15 protein-coding genes and 1 pseudogene are annotated in these 18,960 nt (G+C 59.0%); 13 read left to right on the forward strand and 3 right to left on the reverse strand.

The window, feature by feature from the left end:
- Positions 1-143: 143 nt before the first annotated feature.
- The 4 genes from ACVWY8_RS06440 to ACVWY8_RS06455 all read left to right on the forward strand — a co-directional run bounded on the left by ACVWY8_RS06440 (position 144) and on the right by ACVWY8_RS06455 (position 4,537).
- Entirely contained in the window at positions 144-1,397 is a 1,254-nt protein-coding gene (locus ACVWY8_RS06440; protein WP_414342885.1) for an ABC transporter substrate-binding protein, read from the forward strand.
- Between the two features lie 242 nt (positions 1,398-1,639).
- Positions 1,640-1,984, forward strand: coding sequence for a hypothetical protein (locus ACVWY8_RS06445; RefSeq protein ID WP_011432412.1), 345 nt, complete (start codon positions 1,640-1,642; stop codon positions 1,982-1,984).
- 187 nt (positions 1,985-2,171) lie between these two features.
- The gene (locus ACVWY8_RS06450) at positions 2,172-4,103 is read left to right on the forward strand and encodes a BamA/TamA family outer membrane protein (protein ID WP_457393757.1); all 1,932 of its coding nucleotides are present in this window, start codon (positions 2,172-2,174) and stop codon (positions 4,101-4,103) included.
- A 65-nt stretch (positions 4,104-4,168) separates the two neighbouring features.
- Complete coding sequence (locus tag ACVWY8_RS06455) at positions 4,169-4,537, forward strand: hypothetical protein (protein ID WP_457393755.1); 369 nt, start codon at positions 4,169-4,171, stop codon at positions 4,535-4,537.
- Here ACVWY8_RS06455 and ACVWY8_RS06460 read toward each other — a convergent pair.
- Positions 4,534-5,616, reverse strand: a complete 1,083-nt coding sequence (locus tag ACVWY8_RS06460) for an Mrp/NBP35 family ATP-binding protein (protein WP_457393753.1) — start codon at positions 5,614-5,616, stop codon at positions 4,534-4,536. The genes ACVWY8_RS06455 and ACVWY8_RS06460 overlap by 4 nt on opposite strands.
- Positions 5,617-5,912: 296 nt before the next feature.
- On the opposite strand from ACVWY8_RS06460, the gene ACVWY8_RS06465 reads away from it, so the two are divergent.
- From ACVWY8_RS06465 to ylqF, 3 genes are all read left to right on the forward strand, one after another.
- Positions 5,913-6,077, forward strand: coding sequence for a DUF6464 family protein (locus ACVWY8_RS06465; RefSeq protein ID WP_414330238.1), 165 nt, complete (start codon positions 5,913-5,915; stop codon positions 6,075-6,077).
- A gap of 68 nt (positions 6,078-6,145) precedes the next feature.
- Positions 6,146-6,640: a GNAT family N-acetyltransferase gene (locus ACVWY8_RS06470; protein ID WP_041436262.1), complete on the forward strand. Its 495-nt coding sequence runs from the start codon at positions 6,146-6,148 to the stop codon at positions 6,638-6,640.
- 342 nt (positions 6,641-6,982) lie between these two features.
- Positions 6,983-7,834 (forward strand): ribosome biogenesis GTPase YlqF, encoded by an 852-nt coding sequence (gene ylqF, locus ACVWY8_RS06475; protein WP_414343260.1) that lies wholly within the window; start codon positions 6,983-6,985, stop codon positions 7,832-7,834.
- Between the two features lie 95 nt (positions 7,835-7,929).
- Here the strand turns inward: ylqF and ACVWY8_RS06480 are convergent, their stop codons facing one another.
- Positions 7,930-9,018 carry a radical SAM/SPASM domain-containing protein gene (locus tag ACVWY8_RS06480; RefSeq protein WP_414374724.1) on the reverse strand — a complete coding sequence of 363 codons (1,089 nt, stop codon included), beginning with the start codon at positions 9,016-9,018 and terminating at the stop codon, positions 7,930-7,932.
- A 114-nt stretch (positions 9,019-9,132) separates the two neighbouring features.
- Here ACVWY8_RS06480 and ACVWY8_RS06485 point away from each other — a divergent pair, with 114 nt between their 5' ends.
- The 4 genes from ACVWY8_RS06485 (at position 9,133) to ACVWY8_RS06500 (ending at position 13,794) form a co-directional block, all read left to right on the forward strand.
- Positions 9,133-9,498, forward strand: a complete 366-nt coding sequence (locus ACVWY8_RS06485; protein ID WP_011432289.1) for an NAD(P)H-quinone oxidoreductase subunit M — start codon at positions 9,133-9,135, stop codon at positions 9,496-9,498.
- A gap of 80 nt (positions 9,499-9,578) precedes the next feature.
- Positions 9,579-10,004 carry a DUF2996 domain-containing protein gene (locus ACVWY8_RS06490; protein WP_414408205.1) on the forward strand — a complete coding sequence of 142 codons (426 nt, stop codon included), beginning with the start codon at positions 9,579-9,581 and terminating at the stop codon, positions 10,002-10,004.
- 547 nt (positions 10,005-10,551) lie between these two features.
- A complete protein-coding gene (glgA, locus tag ACVWY8_RS06495; protein ID WP_457393752.1) occupies positions 10,552-12,027 on the forward strand; it encodes a glycogen synthase GlgA in 1,476 nt (491 codons plus the stop codon).
- 159 nt (positions 12,028-12,186) lie between these two features.
- A complete protein-coding gene (locus tag ACVWY8_RS06500) occupies positions 12,187-13,794 on the forward strand; it encodes a glycoside hydrolase family 57 protein (protein WP_457384135.1) in 1,608 nt (535 codons plus the stop codon).
- A gap of 297 nt (positions 13,795-14,091) precedes the next feature.
- Here the strand turns inward: ACVWY8_RS06500 and ilvB are convergent.
- Positions 14,092-15,891: pseudogene (ilvB, locus tag ACVWY8_RS06505) on the reverse strand (biosynthetic-type acetolactate synthase large subunit); the annotation flags it as partial.
- A 211-nt stretch (positions 15,892-16,102) separates the two neighbouring features.
- Here ilvB and ACVWY8_RS06510 point away from each other — a divergent pair.
- Positions 16,103-17,680, forward strand: a complete 1,578-nt coding sequence (locus ACVWY8_RS06510) for a phospholipid carrier-dependent glycosyltransferase (protein ID WP_414387889.1) — start codon at positions 16,103-16,105, stop codon at positions 17,678-17,680.
- Positions 17,681-17,789: 109 nt separating this feature from the next.
- A complete protein-coding gene (locus ACVWY8_RS06515) occupies positions 17,790-18,854 on the forward strand; it encodes a Gfo/Idh/MocA family oxidoreductase (protein WP_414407010.1) in 1,065 nt (354 codons plus the stop codon).
- The last annotated feature ends 106 nt before the right edge of the window (positions 18,855-18,960 follow it).

Here is an 18,960-nt window from a genome sequence, read left to right on the forward strand (position 1 = left end):
CGCCTGTTTCCCGGAGCCATCTTTTCTTGAGGGAGTGGGGAACGCTTTGAGGTGAGCCAACGTCTGACTGCTACGACTCAACACTTGCTTGACTTTTGGGATCTGAGTTCTACTTTCTCTTCCCTCACAGGAGGTTGTCGGCTATGTCTCGCATGAACAAACTCACCCGACGGGCCTTTGCGGCGGCGGCTGCCCTGACGGCTGCTGCTCTTGCCACCACTCTGCTGCCCAGCACGGCTCAGCAGGCCACTCAGGGGCCGGTCAAAATCGGGGCCTTGATGTCTCTTACCGGGGATCTGCAGGCCTTCGGGGAAAACTGCCTCAAAGGGATCAAGCTGGCGATTGACCAAATCAACGCCGCCGGTGGCATTTTGGGATCCCCTGCCCAAGTGGTCGAAGCGGATGACCAGACGTCGGCTCAGCCGGCTATCGACGCAGCTCAACGGTTGGTCACCGTGGAGAAGGTGGCCGGCATCATCGGCGCCTTGGGCAGCGGCATCACCATTCCGGTGGCCACGACGGTCACGGTTCCCAATCGGATCCCGCAAATTTCCCCGGCTTCCACCGCTCCTACCATTACCACCCTGGAGGACAACGATTTTCTGTTTCGCACGGTTCCTTCCGACGCCTACCAAGGGGTGGCCTTGGCCCAGATCACCCGTGAAGAGAAGCTGGAGCGCCTGGCCATCATCTACATCAATAACGACTATGGCCAGGGCCTGGCCGACAGCTTTAAGACGGCTTTTGAAAAGCGGGGCGGCACCATCACCAAGTCGGTTCCCTACGAGCCCGGCAAGGCTTCCTATCGCAGTGAGCTGACCCAACTGAAGGAAGGGGATCCCCAGGCATTGGTGCTGATCGGCTACCCCGAAAACGGTGTGGTCATTTTGCGGCAAGCTTTGGAAGAGGGGCTGTTTGACCGCTTTGTCTTCACCGATGGCATGCGCTCTCCCGATGTGGCAGCCCAGGTGGGAGCCGAAAAGCTAGAGGGATCCATCGGCGTTTCGCCTCAGGCCCTCACCGATAGCAAGGCTTACCAAATCTTTGCCGAAGCCTACAAAGCCGCCTACGGGGAGCTGCCCCCCACCCCCTACATCGACACCGCCTACGATGCCGCTTTTGTCCTGGCTCTGGCCATTCAGAAAGCCGGCAGCACCGATGGCACTGCTGTTCGGGATGCTTTGCGGGAAGTGGCCAATCCCCCTGGCACCGAGATCCTGCCCGGAGAGTGGGCCAAGGCGGTGGAGCTGATCGGCAAAGGGGAAGACATCTTCTACACCGGCGCCTCTGGATCCATCAACTTCGATGAGAATGGGGAGGTGGCCGGCACCTTTGCCCACTGGACTTTCCAAGGGGGGAAGGTGGTGGATCTGAAGGTGTTTGAGCCGGAGAGCTAATTTTCCCCTACGGCTCCTGAGCGGGGGCCGGTTTCTCCTTCCGAGCTCCATCAAGACAATCCAGACGAGCAAGACGGGCCTGCACAGAGTACTCTCTGCAGGCCTTTTTGTGGGTTTGGGCCGCGCGGCTGTACGTCCCCAGCAGGGATCCCTCCCCATCACGTAGCTTTTTTTGCGGCAACTCAGCGGAGGGCAAAGCAGGCTAAAGTGTCGGCATCCTGGCGTCTTGTGGAGAATCCTCGATGTTGTCCACCCAACTCCTCCTCCCCGGAGTGGCAGCTCTGCTCGGCTTCGGGTTTGCTCCAGCCGTCCTGGCTCAGACTTCCCACACCCAGCAGATGGCGATCCTGAACGGCAACGCCACCACCCTGCAAAGCAACGTCCTGCAAAACACCGTCCTGATCCTGCCCAACGTTCCCCCACAACAGTACGCCGACAGTTGGGGCTGGAGGAGCAGCCGCTCTTTGCCTCCCACTCCTGCTCCCATCACCGTCGTCATCCTCAACTCCCAAGTCAACCTAGCTGCCGAGGAAGTCGAGCCGAGGTCTTGCGGCCAGCGCTGTAGGGGATCCCTGCGCCTGCCTTGAGCGGGGGAGACTGCTTTTTGCACTCCAGACTGCCCAAGTCCGCAATCCGGTTCGCGGCCACGCTCGGATCTGGGTGGATGGGGATTGATATAATCCAGGGCAATTGTCCGCTGCTGGGCGGCAGAGGGTTTTAACGCAAGCTTGGCCCGGCTCTGCAATCTTGCTTTTTGGTGTGCGAGGGATCCCCATGAATCGTTCCAGGCAACTTCGCCCTTGGCTAACTTCAGCGCTCACCCGCGGGATGGTGCTCTGCACCGCTTTTGCGTTTGCTGAAGCGTCCCGTAGCGCTCTGCTGATGGGATCCCCGGCTTGGGCGCAATCGGTTCCTCAGCCCGGCACCCTCGACCTGCGCACCGGTGGCGACACCCCCGCCCAGCCCTCCCCCACCCCACCCCCCACTGCCGGCGAGCCAGAAGTGTTGGTAGCGGAGGTAGTGGTTGAGGGCACTGAAGATCCGGAGCTGATCAACCGGGTTTACAGCGTCATCCGCACCCGCGCCGGCGAGGTTTCCACCCGATCCCAGTTGCGGGAAGACATCAATGCCGTGTTTGCCACCGGATTGTTTGCCGATGTGCGGGCAGTGCCTTCCGATACGCCTTTGGGGGTGCGGGTCACCTTTGAGGTCAAGCCCAACCCAATCCTGAAAGCCGTGCGCACGGAAGGGGCGAAAGTTCTGGATCCGGAAGTGCTGCGGGCCGCCTTTGCCGACCAGGAAGGGCGGGTGCTCAACTTCGGCGAGCTGCAACTGGCTGTGGCCGAGATCGAGCAGTGGTACGCCGATAAGGGTTACGTGCTGGCCAAGGTTACGGATGTGCGCTCCTCCGAAGATGGCACCATCGTCCTGGAAATTGCCGAGGGGGTGATCGAGGATATTCGCGTTCAGGGCAACACCAAAACCCGTGACTTCATCATCACCCGCGAGTTGAAGTCCAAGCCGGGGGATGTGTTTAACCGCAACCAAATCCAGGAAGACCTGCAGGCGGTTTTTAATCTCAACCTGTTTCAAGATGTGAATGTGGGGCTCAACCCCGGCCAGGATCCCGACAAGGTGGTGGTGGTGGTGAACGTGGAAGAACGTCGCACCGGTACCTTGGGCGGCACCATCGGCGTTAGCTCCGCCACAGGGGTCTTCGCCGGCCTCAACGTCTCCGAACAAAACTTGGGCGGCAACAACCAAAGTGCCAGCTTCAACGTGCAGGTGGGCACCAACGAAACCCTCTTCGATTTGAACTTCACCGACCCGCGGATTGCCACGCTGGAGATCCCCACCTCCTACAACGTCAACATCTCCAACCAGCAGAGCTCCAGCTTTGTCTTTAATGAGGGATTGACCCTGCCCAATGGGGATCCCGTGCGCATCAACCGTCTTGGCGGCGGGGTGACTTTCTCTCGCCCGATTGGGGGCAATTGGCGGGCCAGCTTGGGCACCCGCATCCAATTTGTAGAAGCTCGCAACAGCAACGGGGAGCAGCAGCGCTTCGATGTGCTGGGCAACCCGATTACCTTCAGCGAGAGCGGCCAAGACAGCTACACCACCCTGCGCCTCGGCCTCATCAACGACGCCCGCGACAACCCCAACAGCCCCAGCCAGGGCTCGGTCTTTCGCATCTCCACAGAACAGTCGGTACGTCTGTTTCAAAATGGCTTGAATGCCAACCGCCTCGAGGCCGGCTACAGCCAGTTCATTCCCGTCAACCTGTTTGAAACCCGCAGCGAGCGACCGCAGGTATTGGCCTTTGATGTGCGAGCAGGCACGACCATCGGCGACTTGGCTCCCTACGATGCTTTTGCCATTGGTGGCGGCAACTCGGTGCGGGGCTTTTTCGAGGGGGGTATCGGTTCCGGTCGCAGCTTTGCCACCGCAACCGCCGAATTGCGCTTTCCCATTTTCGACCCGGTGGGGGCAGTGGTCTTTGCCGACTACGGCACCGATTTGGGCAGTGGAGCTGCGGTGGCCGGCAATCCTGCCCTGGTGCGCAACAAGCCGGGCAGTGGTTTGGGGCTGGGGGTCGGCATTCGCATCCAATCTCCCTTGGGGCCATTGCGCATCGACTACGCGGTTGGGCAAGGCGGAGCCGGCCAAGGCCAACTGCATTTCGGCATTGGCGAGAAGTTCTAACTTGGCCGTGGATTTCCCTGCCGGCTTGCTATCTTGGGAGCAGGTGCTCGTAATGGAAGCAACCCATGAAACAGCGACTCGGCCTACCTTTCCCCAAGGGATCCCTGGTGTTCTTGCTGTGTTTGAGCCTGGCCCTAGCCGGGTGTGGGCCACTGGCGCGTCTGGGCATCGGCACAACTCCTATCGCCCAGATCGAACAAAATCCCTCCCGCTACACCAATGTGTATGTCCGCGGTCGCGTGGTCAACCAGATAGGGGTGTTCGGCCAGGGTGTGTATGAGCTCCAAGACAACAGCGGTTCCCTTTGGGTCATCACCGACAAGGGCCTACCGGCCATGAACAGCACAGTGACCGTGCGCGGCAAGGCCCAAGAGGGGATTGTGGTGGGGGGACGCAGCTTCGGGGTCTCGTTGGTGGAAGCAGAGCGCTTCTAGCCTGCCCCCAAAGCCAACATGGAAACGCGGCCTGCCAAGGTTTTGGCAATCTGCTTCAAGGCCCGGGCTGAAGCCGACTCAGGTTGGCCGATGACAATAGGCGTACCCATATCTCCCCCTTGGCGCAGGGCGATTTCCAGCGGGATCCGCCCCAGCAGCGGGACACCAAGCTCGCGGGCCGTGGTCTCTCCCCCTTCTGAGCCGAAAATATCGTACTGGCGATCCGGCAGGTCGGGCGGGATGAAGTAGCTCATGTTTTCCACAATACCCAGGATGGGCACCCCCAACTGCCGAAACATGTTCAAGCCCTTGCGACTGTCCAGCAGGGCCACCGATTGTGGCGTGGTGACGATCACAGCTCCTGCCAGCGGCACTGCCTGCACTAGGGTCAATTGGGCATCGCCGGTGCCGGGGGGCATATCTACAATCAAGTAGTCCAACTCTCCCCACTGCACCTGATAGAGGAATTGCCGGATCACCCCGTTCAACATCGGCCCCCGCCAGATCACCGGCTGATCCCGCCCCACCAAAAGGCCCATCGACACCATCTTGACGCCGTAATTTTCCAGGGGGAAGATATCCTCGCCGCCGTCCTCCCGTTTTTGCACAACCAGAGACCGATCCTGCAGGCCCAACATCAGCGGCACATTGGGGCCGTAAATGTCGGCATCCAGTAGCCCCACCCGGGCCCCGCTTTGGGCCAGCGCCACCGCCACATTCACCGACACCGAGGTTTTGCCCACGCCCCCCTTGCCACTGGAAATGGCGATGATGTTGCGCACACCGGGGATGGACTGGCGATCCGGCAGGGAAGGGGAACGGGGGGTTTCCGCCGTTACCGTGACATCAATGGCTTCGATGGGGGTCAACCGGCGGATGGCAGCTTTGCACTCCTCCACAATGAATTCCCGCAAAGGGCAGGCCGGCGTGGTCAGCACCAGGGTAAAGGCCACTCGCCCAGGCTCGACGCGAATATCCCGGATCATGTTCAGTTCCACCAGGCTGCGGCGCAGCTCCGGATCTTGAACAGGGCGCAACGCCTCAAGGATGGCAGCAGCATCAAGGGTGGAGGTGGTCATGGAATCGGAAGGCTCAGCGGGTCAGTCCATATTTCACTCTAATCGGTTTTTCTCGGGTTCTTGCCGGCAGGGAAGGACAGCTCCAAAACGGGCTGCCACGCTAGTCCTGGGCAAGCAGGCTGGCCGAGGCTGATTCTGGTTGGAAGACAACGCTGTTGGCCGACGGGGGAGGGCAATTGTGCAAGCGCTGAGTGGGAGTTGGCTTGTGGTTGGGGCTAAGGTTCTGGGCTCAGTTGATCCCTCTGCTGGAAAAGAGGGGATCCCGCCGCCTCTCAATCGGGGACGAGCGCCGGGCCATGCCAACTCTCTTTTCTGACTCGGCCTGGGATCTCTTCTGCCGTTACTTTTCTCGGTCACCCTACCTGCCTTGTGCGGTGAGTCCTCTGGGCCCCTGCCGCTGCCCCCACCACGCTGCGCGTCCAAAAGATGCTGCCTGGGCGTTCTGTCCACAACAAGAATAAACTGTGGTCTGTTCTCGTGCCGGTATCTCAGGAAATTCAAGGAATTGGTTGTGAAGCCAGGCAAAAGTATGGAAATCCGTCCTGCCACCGCCTTAGATGTGCCCGTTTTGTTTGACCTCATCTGCGCCTTGGCCGAGTACGAGAAGCTGAGCCACCTGGTAACGGGATCCGCTGATCTGTTGCGCCACTATTTGTTTGGCCCAGAGGCTTTGGCCTCGGCGTTGTTGGCAGAAGTGGAGGGGCAAGCGGTGGGATTTGCCCTCTACTTCCGCAATTTTTCCACGTTCCTGACCCGACCAGGGATTTACCTTGAGGATCTGTTCGTGTTGCCGGAGTTTCGAGGCAGAGGCATTGGCAAAGCGCTCTTGGCACGGGTGGCTCAGGAGGCGGTGGCCAAAGGATATGGACGGCTGGAGTGGATGGTTTTGGATTGGAATCAGCCGGCGATAGAGTTCTATCGACGCATGGGTGCCCAGCAACATCCCGAATGGATTCTCAACCGCGTGGTGGGTGCTGATTTGGAGGCTCTGGCTCGGCTGGCCAAGGATCCCTGTCGATCTTGAGCAAGCTCCCCTCTGTTACAGACCCTAGCATTCGTGACATCCTCCCGGCGCTCGTCCTACGGACAGAGCGCGGGCTTCCCTTGGCGTCAGCGGGATGGAGTCTTTACCTCATAGCATGCAGGGATCCATGTATCCCGACGCTAACCCTGCGGGTAGAGCGCGGGGCTTGTTGCCCCCGCACCCCCGTTGGTTAAACATTAGGTTGCCCAGGAAAGGGATCCCAGCGGCACTCACGTTGTATTATTGGCTACTTCAGCCGGCAGGTCGAGCCTCTTTTGGGGAATCGGGCTAGATTGGATCCCACTGTTGATTTCTGCTGTCCACTTCTAGGGTTCTGGCGGCATGAGTTCTCCGGCCATCCAGTGGTATCCTGGCCATATTGCCAAGGCAATTGGCCAGTTGCGGGAAGAGTTGCAGCGGGTGGATGCAGTCATCGAGGTGTTGGATGCGCGGATCCCGTTGGCCAGTCGTCATCCTGAGCTGGGCCGGTGGTTGGGGGAAAAACCTCGCCTCCTGGCTCTGAACAGGGCGGACTGCATTGAGGCTGGGGATCTGAAAGCTTGGCAGGAGTATTTTTTACGGCAAGGGATCCCTGTCTATCCCACCAATGGCCGCTCAGGAGAAGGGGTGAATCGCCTCAAGCAGGCGGTCTTGCAACTGGGGCAATCGGTCAATATGCGGCGTCAACAGCGGGGAATGCGACCGCGGGCCGTTCGGGCGGTGGTGGTGGGCTTTCCCAATGTGGGCAAATCTGCTTTGCTGAATCGACTGTTGGGGCGGCGGGCAGCTGAGAGCGCAGCACGTCCTGGGGTGACGCGGCAACTGCGGTGGGTGCGGCTGGGGGGAGAGTTGGATCTGTTGGACTCGCCGGGCATCCTACCGCCCTCTCTGCCGGATCAACAGGCGGCCTCTCTATTGGCCATCTGCGATGACATCGGCGAAGCGGCCTACGATCCCGAACGGGTGGCGGCCCACTTTTTGGATCAAGTGCTGAGGGTGCAGCCCCAAGCCGGATCTCTCTTGCAAAAGCGCTACGGTTGGCCGGATCCGATCCCTCCCGGTGGTGCCGCAGTGCAGGAGTTGGCCGAGCGGCGGTATCAAGGGGATCCCCAGCGGGCGGCACGGCAAGTTCTCAACGACTACCGCAAGGGCTTGCTGGGGCCGCTGGCCTTGGAACTCCCTCCCAAGGCTTGAGCCCCTTAGAAGAAATCACGAAAGAAAGTCACGTTGTTGCTATGCCCACGGCAGGGAAACCGCTGCTGTGGGGCGTTGACTTTTCCCGAAACTGTCTACACTTGTCCCCAACCGGGATCCAGCCTCTGTTTCCAAGGCCGATACACCTTGAAGTAGACAACGGAACCCACTTGTCTGGCCAAGGCTTTGATGCAAGTGTCTCCACCCATACAGCGCTGGCAAACGGGATGGTTCACCTGCAGACGATTGAACCCCCGCCGCAGCGCACAGGCCGGTTGGCCCCGCAAAATCTCGGCCAGGGATCCCCCCAGCGTCACTTGCCCCAGCGGGATTTGCCCTTCATAGTCCTTGCAACAGGGCACCACCGTGCCGTCGTAGAGGATCCCCGCCTGACCGGAAGCGCCATTGCAGTATCCCCAGCGAGCTGGGATTACCCGTTCTGTCTCCACGTTGCCCCAACTGTCCAGGGGAAACGTTTCCAAAACCAAGCGGGGATGGATGCGGATCTGCTGCCAGCGGCCCGGTCGGTAAGTAGCAATCTGGGCTTCTACCCAATCGAGAGCCGGTGCATCCGGGATCCCTTGCAAAGCTCGTCTGGCCCAAGCCGAGAGCTGAGCGCGCATCTGCTGTGCAGAATCGATCACCGAAAGAGCCTTATGCGGCACCAAAAACGGGTGGGGGCTAGTATCCAGGAATTTGAGATGCACCTGCGTAGGGCTGGAGGAGCGCAAGTGCACCTGCAGAAATTGGGTAATCCCAGCAAAGTAGCGCTCCGGCGTGAGGCGGGGAGGTGCTCCGCGAATGCTGAAGGTGACTGGATCGGGAGTTTGCAGGGAAATGGTTAGCTTAGCAAAGGGGCTGCGGTTCAGCTTTTCAATGTGCTCCGGCCAGAGGGCAAAGGTGCTGCCGTTGCTGGTCAGGTGCAGGCGAAGGCCAAGCTCAGCGGCCCTGCGAATACCCTCGAAAAGGTATGGGTAGAGCAGCGGCTCCCCCATCAGGTGAAAAGCCATCACGCGGGCCAGCCCTGTTGCCGCTACTTCCTCCAAAATCTGCTCCAGCAGAGCGGGCTCCATGTGCCCCCGCCGCCGTTGCATGATCCCATCTGGACAAAACTCGCACTTAAAGTTGCAAACGTTGGTCACCTCTATGTGCAGGCGTTCCAGTTGGGGAATAACAGCAGACATTAACAGCAGACATAGAGAGGGCCGGAACAAGTCGAGGGCAAATAGCGGATCCCCCACAAGCGCTAGGTAGTGATACGCTGTTTATCAGGTTAGATCCGGAGCGGAGCCATCGCAATGCTGAAATGCACCACTCGCCACGTCCACATTTTTGCCGGTGAAGTTACTGCCGACAACAACTTCGTGCCCCGCGACGACCTGTTTACCCTCGATGTGGATCCGGACAACGAGCTGGTCTGGACGGATGCTGCCCTGCAAAAGGTCTATGCCCGTTTCGAAGAGTTGGTGGAAGAATACCGGGGGCGAGACTTGACCGAGTACAATATCCGCCGCATTGGGTCTGACCTGGAACATTTCATCCGCTCCCTGCTCAAGCAAGGGGAGATCGCCTATAACCTGCAGGGGCGTGCCCCCAACTTCAGCATGGGCTTTCCCCAGATCCCTGCTGAAGAAATTGTCGGCCAATACATCCCCAAGGGCTAGCTCTTTGCCGGTTCTGGACAGAGTTTTTGATTGTTCTGCATCTAAGGCTTTTACCCATCTGATTGTCGGAGCGTTTCCCCATGTCTGGAGAACCCACCCCCGAAGTTGCTGCTACCGAGAAACCTGCTGAAGCTGCCAAGCCTGCTGCTGAGGATTCCCCCAAAGCTGCCGGGAAAAAAGTCGCTAAGGAAGAAAAGCCCTTCGAGCAACAGATCACGGAAGAGGTAATCCCGGCGGCCATTGCGGCTTTTCAAAAGCGTGGGGTCAACGATCTGGAGCTGCGCCTAGAAGGCAAGACGCTGATCGGGGCGTTTGCAGGAGGCAAGAAGCAGTTCAGCGTGCTGTTTGCTGAGGGATCCCTAAATGGTCGCAAGTTCTTTCGCTGTACCACGGCGGGATCCCCGGCCAGCACCATCGAGTCTTTTATGATCGACGAGCGGCGCGTGGATGTCAACCTATTCGTGTTTTATTTGGTGCAGCGCCTTTACGCTCAGCAGTGGTATTGAGTTCGCGTGACCTTCAAGGATCCCTGGCTACCCCTAGCCGGAGAGAGTAAGCCTGCTCGCAAGAGACGAGGGGAGGTGCAGCCGGCTGCAGTTACCGTAAAGCCAGGATCCATCCGGCCATGTTCTTTGGCATGCCCACGATCCCAGAACGGGCACCTTGGCTGCCGCCTTCCCGGAAGATGAGCTGCGCACTTGGCTCGAAGAACGGTACCGCCCCAGCGGGATCAGCCGTTCATAGTCGCGTTTCAGGTTAGGGTGAGAGGCCTGGGCTACTGATCGCGCCAGCGGGACGGAGTCCTTGAAAAGCCTTCTGGCCCCGTGCATTCAACGTTTCTAGTTTGAATCGAAATGCTCATAATTCCCCAGAGGGCTGCTCCCGTAGATCAGGTTCCCCGGCAAACGGCGCAGCTGGGGCTCGAACCCGGTCGGCCCAGAGGTTGTTCCCCAGTGCAGGGATCCCTTGCCATTGAGAGGGATGTTCTGTCGGGGCCAAAAACGATTATCGTTTTGTGAAGAAAGGTAAGGCTCTGCTACAGGAGATCTCGAAATGTACATCGTGCAGATTGCGTCTGAATGCGCCCCGGTTATCAAGGCGGGGGGACTGGGGGATGTGGTGTACGGCCTCAGCCGCGAGCTGGAGGTGCGGGGCCACTGTGTCGAGCTGGTTTTGCCCAAGTACGACACGATGCGCTACGACCAGATCTGGGGTTTGCACGACGCCTATCGCGATCTCTGGGTGCCCTGGTACGGGGGAGCCATTCACTGCTCGGTGTACTGCGGCTGGGTGCATGGCCGCCTTTGCTTTTTTATTGAGCCCCACTCGGGCGATAACTTCTTCAATCGCGGGTGTTATTACGGCTGCCCGGATGACAACATGCGTTTTGCTTTTTTCAGCAAGGCGGCTCTAGAGTTTCTCCTACAAAGCAACAAGCGCCCCGACATCATCCATTGCCACGACTGGCAGACAGGGTTGGTACCGGTGCTGCTGTTTGAGATCTACAAGTACCACGGCATGGGAAACCAGCGGGTGTGCTACACCATTCACAACTTCAAACACCAAGGCTTTGGCGGCCCAGAGATTCTTTGGGCTACCGGCCTCAACCGCGAACCCTACTACTTCCACTACGACCGTTTGCGCGATAACTTCAACCCCTTTTCTCTCAACTTTATGAAGGGGGGAATTGTTTTTTCCAACTTTGTCACTACGGTCTCTCCCAATCACGCGCTGGAGGTGCAATTTGGCGACTACGGCTATGGACTTGGCCATACCCTCTACTTGCACCGGCACAAGTTTCGCGGCGTTTTGAATGGCATCGATTACGACATTTGGAACCCGGAGATCGACCGCTTTATCCCCGTGCGCTACACTGCTCAAACGCTGGAAAATAAAGCTAAAAACAAAAAAGCTCTGCGGGATCGGCTGCTACTGCAGGATGTTGACAAGCCTATCGTGGCCTATATCGGGCGATTGGACGAGCAAAAGGGCGTGCATTTGGTGCATCATGCCATCTACCGCTCCCTGTTCAAAAATGCCCAATTTGTTCTGCTGGGATCCGCTACGGAGCTAGGGATCGGCGCTTGGTTTGCCCACGAGAAAAGCTACCTCAACAACAACCCCGATGTTCACATTGAGTTGGGCTTTAACGAAGAACTTTCCCACCTTATCTATGCGGGGGCAGACATCATCGTAGTGCCCAGCCACTACGAACCCTGTGGACTCACTCAGATGATTGGCTTGAAGTATGGCACAGTTCCGGTGGTGAGAGGAGTGGGTGGCCTGGTGGATACCGTCTTCGACCGCGACTACGATCCCCACAAATTGCCCGAGCAACGCAACGGCTACGTCTTTTATCACACAGATCCAGCTGCTTTGGAGTCGGCTCTGGATCGGGCCATCGACCTTTGGTACACCGCTCCTGACCAGTTCCGTCAACTGCAGATTCAAGGCATGAGCTACGACTACTCCTGGAACTATCCTGGCAAGGAGTATCTGGAGATCTACGACTTCATTCGTCACCGCTGAGCCCAACAGCGATCCCCAGCGATCCCAGCTCTTGACCCCAAGGACGAAATGCTGGACGATAGGTAGCAATCTTGGGCTTAACCTTCTCTACAGATTTGCTGCTGAGAAGGGTAAGTCTGCTCCGTTATCTTTCCCTGTCTGTAAGGATCCCCGGCTGCCATGGGTTATCTCGCCTTGGTACTCCACGCGCACCTGCCCTTTGTGCGCCACCCTGAGCAAGACTTTGTGCTGGAGGAAGAATGGCTCTACGAAGCCATCACGGAGACCTATGTGCCGCTGCTGCACATGTTCGAGGGGCTACAGCGAGATGGCATCGACTTTCGCTTCACCATGTCCCTGACGCCGCCCTTGGTGTCGATGCTGCGGGATCCCTTGCTGCAGGAGCGCTACGACCACTACCTAACCAAATTGGAAGAGCTGGCCCAGCTGGAGTACGACAAAAACACCACCAACGGCCACATTCGCTACCTGGCGGAGCACTACATCAAGCAGTTTGCCATGGTGCGGGATCTCTGGGAGCGCTATGACCGGGATCTGGTGCGAGCTTTTAAGCAGTTTCAAGACAGCGGCAACCTGGAGATCATCACCTGTGGGGCTACCCACGGCTACCTGCCCTTGATGCAGATGTACCCGCAGGCAGTCTGGGCGCAGTTGATTGTAGCTTGTGAGCACTACAACGAGCACTTTGGCCAATGGCCGCGGGGGATCTGGCTGCCGGAATGCGCCTACTACCAAGGACTGGAGCGGATGATTGCCGATGCCGGCCTGCGCTACATGATCACCGACGCCCATGGTCTTCTCTACGCCAAGCCCCGGCCTCGTTACGGCATGTACGCCCCTATTTTTACCGAGACCGGCGTCGCCGTTTTCGGGCGGGATCACGAGTCTTCGCAGCAGGTGTGGTCGGCAGAGGTGGGCTATCCAGGGGATCCGGTTTACCGCGAGTTCTACAAAGACCTAGGGTATGAGGCCGACTACGAGTACATCAAGCCTTACATCATGCCCAACGGCCAGCGGAAAAACACCGGCATCAAGTACCACCGCATCACCGGGCGCAACCTGGACCTGGGGCAAAAGCAGCTTTACGACCCCTATTGGGCGCGGGAGAAAGCGGCAGAGCATGCGGGCAACTTTATGTTCAACCGCCAGCGGCAAATCGAATATTTGTACAGCGTCATGGGCCGCCCGCCGCTGGTGGTGGCCCCCTACGATGCGGAGTTGTTCGGCCACTGGTGGTACGAGGGCCCTTGGTTTTTGGATTTTCTCATCCGCAAGAGCTACTTCGACCAAAACACCTACCGCATGACTCACCTGGCGGAGTACCTGCGGGAGAACCCCACCCAGCAGGTGTGCAAACCTGCCCAGTCCAGTTGGGGGGCGCGCGGCTTCCACGAGTACTGGCTCAACCCCACCAACGCCTGGATCTACCCCCACCTGCACAAGGCCACCGAGCGGATGATCGAGCTGAGCCGTCGCGAGCCTGCCGATGACCTAGAATGGCGGGCCTTGAACCAGGCGGCGCGAGAATTGCTACTGGCTCAATCGTCTGACTGGGCTTTTATCATGCGCACAGGGACGATGGTTCCCTATGCAGTGCGCCGCACCAAGTCCCATCTGCTGCGCTTCAACCACCTCTACGAGAAGATCAAAGAGGGTCAGTTTCGGCGAGAAAAAGCCACCCCTGAAGAGGAGCAGTGGCTGGCCAAGGTGGAATACATGGACAACATCTTCCCCAATATCAACTACCGGGTTTACCGACCCCTCTAAGCCGGTTGGGCAGGTCTGGAGGGTGCCTGCTTCCGACCGCCAGAGACACCAGAGGCAGAAGTTTCCGGCTACCCTCCTTGAGGGGATCGAACTACCCCAGGGCAGGAGGGATCCTCCGTTCGTTGCGCTGATCCCAACCTTCCTCTCCTTTTGGGAAAGGGGCAGGAGTCGCTCGTGTTGGCCTCGCAGAGCGCTCAGGGAGCGTTTTAATCTGGCTTGTTCAGTAGCCCCGATATCCCCGAAGACTCCCTGCTGCTGGGGCCCGCCTTCCCCAGCCGAATGGTCAGGCCGTCGGTTCTAGAGCTTGGTGCCGCACTCGGCGCAAAACTTGTGCAGGGTGGGGTTTTTGGTGCCGCAATTGGGGCAGTAGATCAGCTCGGCGGCTTGTTCCAGTTGCCGCTTCTCCGGCAGCCCGATCATCTGATAGTTAGCTTTGCCGGCAGGCACCATCGGGTAGCAGTTTTCGTCCCGCTTGACCACAAAGTCGGCCACTACCGGCCCCTCGTGCTTGAGGATCTCCTGGATGGCATCTTCCAGTTGATCGGGGTGATCGACGCGGATCCCTTTTACCCCAAAAGCCTCGGCTAGCTTGACAAAATCCGGCATTCCGGGAGACATATCCGAGTGGGAGTAGCGCTCGCCGTGGAAGGCCTGCTGCCACTGCCGCACCATGCCCTGCCAGCCGTTGTTGATGATGGCCACTTTGGTGGCAATGCCGTACTGAGCCACTGTGCCCAGCTCTTGCATGTTCATCTGGAAGCTGGCATCGCCACTGATGCAGATGACTTCTTCGTGAGGCAGGGCTACCTTGACTCCCATCGCCGCGGGGAACCCGTAGCCCATGGTGCCCAGCCCAGAACTGGAGATCCATTGGCGCGGCCCGTTGCGCAGAAACTGCGCCGCCCACATCTGATGCTGGCCAACATCGGTGGTGTAGTAGGCGTGGGGAGCATGACGACGAAAGGCATCGATCACCTGTTGGGGGGCAATCACGCCTTCGTAGCTGGGCACCTGCAGGGGATAGTCCCGCTTCCAGCGCTCGATCCGATCCAGCCAAGCCTGAGTTAGGCCTGGAGTAGAGGGCATTTTGCTCAGTTGAGCCAGCATCTCCACCAGAACAGTGCGCACATCCCCTACAATCGGCACATCGGGCGCACGGTTTTTGCCCACCTCGGCTGGGTCGATGTCGATGTGAATGACTTTGGCGTGCTTGGCAAATTCATCTAGCTTGCCGGTCACGCGATCGTCAAAGCGGGCCCCCACCGCAATGAGCAGGTCGCACTCGGTGACGGCGAAGTTGGCATAGGCCGTGCCGTGCATGCCCAGCATCCCCACCGACAGGGGATCGTTCTCATCGAAAGCCCCTTTGCCCATGAGGGTGGTGGTCACCGGGATCCGATAGGTGTGGGCCAGCTCGGCAATTTCGGCGTGGGCACCGGAGATGATCGCCCCACCTCCCACATACAGCAAGGGCCGCTTGGCCTGCAGGATCAGCTTGGCCGCTGTGTGGATTTGCCGTGGGTTGCCACGCACGGTGGGCTTGTAGCCGGGGATGTTGATCTCGCTGACAGGTTGATAGTCAAACTCTTCCAGGCCCACATCTTTGGGGATGTCGATCAGCACCGGCCCGGGCCGCCCTGTCCCGGCAATGTGAAAAGCCTCTGCCACGATCCGAGACATTTGGCGCGGATCCCGTACCACGTAGGAGTGCTTCACAATGGGCAGGGTGATGCCAAAGATGTCCGTCTCCTGGAAGCCGTCGGTGCCAATCAGATGGCGAGGTACCTGCCCAGTGATGACCACCATGGGTACAGAGTCCATCATGGCGTTGGCGATGCCCGTCACCAGGTTGGTCGCCCCTGGGCCAGAGGTAGCAAAACACACCCCCACCTTGCCAGTGGCGCGAGCATATCCGTCGGCGGCGTGGGCAGCCGCTTGTTCGTGGCGTACCAGGTAATGTTTGAGCAGCCCCTGAGACTCGGCTTTGTACAGCTCGTCGTAGATGGGGAGGATGGCTCCCCCCGGATAGCCAAAGATGTGTTGCACCCCATGCCGGTGCAGGCTGTCCACCAACGCATATCCACCAGTCGCCACGGTGTCTCCTCCCCACTGAGATGACCGAACGTCAAACGCCCGCTCTCAGGAGCGCCAGCGCAGACAGGGTACTGGCCAGAAGTTGGCCAACTTTGTATTCAATTCTACAGTCTAGCAGTGGTTTGCTTTGGAATCGCTTAGACTTTCACGGTCGGCTAAAGTAACACTGGGGATCCCTAGGGATCCTCGCCGGAGTGTTGAGAGTGCCCTATCCATGACTGGAGAGCCAACCCCCATTGACCCCGGGCCGGAGCGGTCTCAGGGCAGCTTGCTGCTGTCTGGGCCCATCCTCGGATCCCCGCACAGTGCTGTGGGATCCCGACAGTGGCTGGTATGGGGAGCGCTGGGGATCTTTCTGGTGGGTCTGGGGTTGCGCCTGTGGCGGCTGGACGAGTTCCCGGCCCCCGTATTCGATGAGGTGTACTTCCCGGAGTTTGCCCAGAACTACCTGGATGGCAAGCCTTTTTACGATGTGCATCCCCCCTTGGGCAAGTACTTCATTGCCCTTAGCATTCAGGTGTTTGGCCGCAACGAGTGGGGATTCCGCTTCGCCACTGCTTTTTGCGGATCCCTGATCCCGCTGTTGCTGACCGGTTTAGCCTACCGCCTCACCTACCACGTGGGCTTTGCTCTGTTGAGCGGGGTTTTGCTGCTGACCGATGGGGTGTTTCTGGTGGAATCCCGCTTTGGCCTGATCAACGTGTATCTGGTAGCCTTTGGGCTGGCAGCGACCATTCTGTTGCTCAGAGGTCTAGAAAACCAAGGTTGGCGACGGGCTGCTCACTTTGCTTGCTCCGGGATCCTGTTGGGGGCGGCAGCTTCGGTGAAGTGGAATGGCCTCTGGTTTGCCTTCATGTTTGCTCTGTTGGGGATCCTCGTCTGGGGGGTGGTCTGGCTGCGCCCGCAGTGGATCCCACGGTTGGGCATTTTGAGCCAGATTCGTCATCTGCGCTGGTGGCACTATGCGTTCTGCTTCGTCCTCGCTCCGCTGGCCTTTTATGCCATTCAGTGGATCCCGCACCTGCAGCTGAATCCCCAACAGGGACTAACTCTGGATTGGAGCTGGACGGGCATCCAGAATTATTTCCGATCCCTGGTGCTCATCAACCAATCCATCTACGGCGGCCACATGGCAGCCCACCTGGTGGTGAACGAAGAGACCCCTGTTCACCCCTACTGCTCCACCAGCTTGCGATCCCTGGTGGCTTGGTTCCCGGCTTTGCGTCCTTGGCTGACTACGCCCTTGGCCTCGGCAGGAGCTTGGTCCTGGCCAATTCTGGGCCGCCCCGTGGCCTACTACTTCGGCAGTCAGGGCAACCTCTGGCAAGCTGTTCATGGCTTGGGCAATCCTTGGCTGTGGTGGCTGGGGACGGGATCCATCTTGGTGCTTGTCTGGCGAGGGATCCGCCACTTTCACGGTCTCGAAGCCTTCATTTTGATTGGCTATGCGGCCAATTACCTGCCTTGGTTTAGGGTCAGCCGCTGCGTTTTTATCTACCACTACATGAGCGCTCTGGCGTTTAGCACCCTAGCCCTGGCTTGGTTGGTGCTGCTGGGCTGGCAGAGCTATCGCCGCTTTTGGCGCGGGGCGAGCATCACGGCGGTGGCCTTGGTTTTGGCGTCCTTTGTCTTCTTTTTCCCCGTTTGGCTTGGCCTGCCCCTCAGTCCAAGCGGATTCTACGCCCGCATGTGGTTTCGCTCTAGCCCGGTGCCGCTGTTCTGTTTCAGCCCCCAATCCTGCCAACAGCCCCCGCTGCACCTGCCGCCCATCCCCGGCTTGAACTGGATCTAAGGGAGGCATGGTAAGCTTTGTGAAGTTTGTTTCGTGAAATGCGGCGCTCCGTTACCGAAAGATGGAGCGAGGTTCGCGAAACCCTTGTGGTGGAGGTAGTGGAAACGTCATGGCCCGATCTTGCCCGAGTTCTGCCAACTCTCCCCGCCGTCCACTGGCTTACCCAGAGCAAGCTGTCCCGGTTGGGGTGATCGGGGTAGGCAACATGGGCCAGCACCACACCCGCGTGTTTAGCCTGATGAAGGATGTGCGGGTCGTGGGGGTAGCGGATATCAACGTGGAACGGGGATTGGATGTGGCCAGCCGCCACCGCGTTCATTTCTATGAGGACTACCGCGATCTGCTGCCCCATGTAGCTGCCGTGGCCATTGCCGTGCCGACGGTTCTGCACCACGAGGTGGGTATGGCCTGCCTGGAGGCCGGGGTACATGTGCTGATCGAAAAGCCCATCGCTGCCAGCATCAGCGAAGCAGAATCGCTGGTGAACCGAGCTGCCGATTGCAATTGTATTTTGCAGGTGGGGCACATCGAGCGCTTCAGCCCTGTTTTCCAAAAGCTGGGCCAAGTCTTGCAAAGTGAAGAACCTCTGGCTTTCGAGGCTCACCGTCTCAGCCCCTATTCCGACCGCGCCAGCGATGTGTCGGTGGTATTCGACTTGATGATCCACGACATCGATCTGTTGCTGGAGCTGATCCCATCTCCCGTGACCCAGATTACCGCCAGCGGCAACCGCATCTCCAAGCTGGGCTACCTGGACTACGTCACGGCTACTCTCACTTTTGCCAACGGTGCCATCGCCACCCTCACTGCCAGCAAGGTCACCCACCGCAAGGTGCGCAAAATTGCCGTCCACTGCAAGAATGCCTTGGTAGAAGCAGATTTTCTACACAATGAGATCTCGGTGTACCGCCAGGGATCCGTCGGCAGCACCAGCGACTACGGCCAAATGCCCTACCAGCGGGATTGTTTGATTGAGAAAGTCCACACCGACAATATCGACAAGCTGCATGCCGAACTGGAGCACTTCATCAATTGCGTGCGGGGGGGCAACCAACCTTCTGTGGGTGGGGAACAGGCCCTGAAAGCATTGAGGCTGGCCTCGGAGGTAGAGCGGATTGCTTTGGATGGATGTGCCTGGAGCGAAGCCAAGCCCCGCCGTAGTCTCCTATCCTAGTCTTTAACGCAAGCCCCAGATGGGGGCAGAGCCCTGTTGTTGGCCCATAGCCATTCCAGCATCAGGCTGGGGAAGAAAAAGCGACATTCGCGCCCGCGGAGTGCAG

It is taken from the genome of Thermostichus sp. OS-CIW-32, assembly GCF_054060415.1.

Excerpts from the sequence above, each read along its gene's own strand:
- ACVWY8_RS06470 (WP_041436262.1), top strand. The coding sequence starts at position 6,146 with ATGGAAATCCGTCCTGCCACCGCCTTAGATGTGCCCGTTTTGTTTGAC.
- ACVWY8_RS06445 (WP_011432412.1), top strand. The coding sequence starts at position 1,640 with ATGTTGTCCACCCAACTCCTCCTCCCCGGAGTGGCAGCTCTGCTCGGC.
- ACVWY8_RS06450 (WP_457393757.1), top strand. The coding sequence starts at position 2,172 with ATGAATCGTTCCAGGCAACTTCGCCCTTGGCTAACTTCAGCGCTCACC.
- ACVWY8_RS06440 (WP_414342885.1), top strand. The coding sequence starts at position 144 with ATGTCTCGCATGAACAAACTCACCCGACGGGCCTTTGCGGCGGCGGCT.
- ACVWY8_RS06515 (WP_414407010.1), top strand. The coding sequence starts at position 17,790 with ATGGCCCGATCTTGCCCGAGTTCTGCCAACTCTCCCCGCCGTCCACTG.
- ACVWY8_RS06490 (WP_414408205.1), top strand. The coding sequence starts at position 9,579 with ATGTCTGGAGAACCCACCCCCGAAGTTGCTGCTACCGAGAAACCTGCT.
- ACVWY8_RS06465 (WP_414330238.1), top strand. The coding sequence starts at position 5,913 with ATGCCAACTCTCTTTTCTGACTCGGCCTGGGATCTCTTCTGCCGTTAC.
- ACVWY8_RS06455 (WP_457393755.1), top strand. The coding sequence starts at position 4,169 with ATGAAACAGCGACTCGGCCTACCTTTCCCCAAGGGATCCCTGGTGTTC.
- ACVWY8_RS06480 (WP_414374724.1), bottom strand. The coding sequence starts at position 9,018 with ATGTCTGCTGTTATTCCCCAACTGGAACGCCTGCACATAGAGGTGACC.
- ACVWY8_RS06510 (WP_414387889.1), top strand. The coding sequence starts at position 16,103 with ATGACTGGAGAGCCAACCCCCATTGACCCCGGGCCGGAGCGGTCTCAG.
- ACVWY8_RS06460 (WP_457393753.1), bottom strand. The coding sequence starts at position 5,616 with ATGACCACCTCCACCCTTGATGCTGCTGCCATCCTTGAGGCGTTGCGC.
- ylqF (WP_414343260.1), top strand. The coding sequence starts at position 6,983 with ATGAGTTCTCCGGCCATCCAGTGGTATCCTGGCCATATTGCCAAGGCA.
- glgA (WP_457393752.1), top strand. The coding sequence starts at position 10,552 with ATGTACATCGTGCAGATTGCGTCTGAATGCGCCCCGGTTATCAAGGCG.
- ACVWY8_RS06500 (WP_457384135.1), top strand. The coding sequence starts at position 12,187 with ATGGGTTATCTCGCCTTGGTACTCCACGCGCACCTGCCCTTTGTGCGC.
- ACVWY8_RS06485 (WP_011432289.1), top strand. The coding sequence starts at position 9,133 with ATGCTGAAATGCACCACTCGCCACGTCCACATTTTTGCCGGTGAAGTT.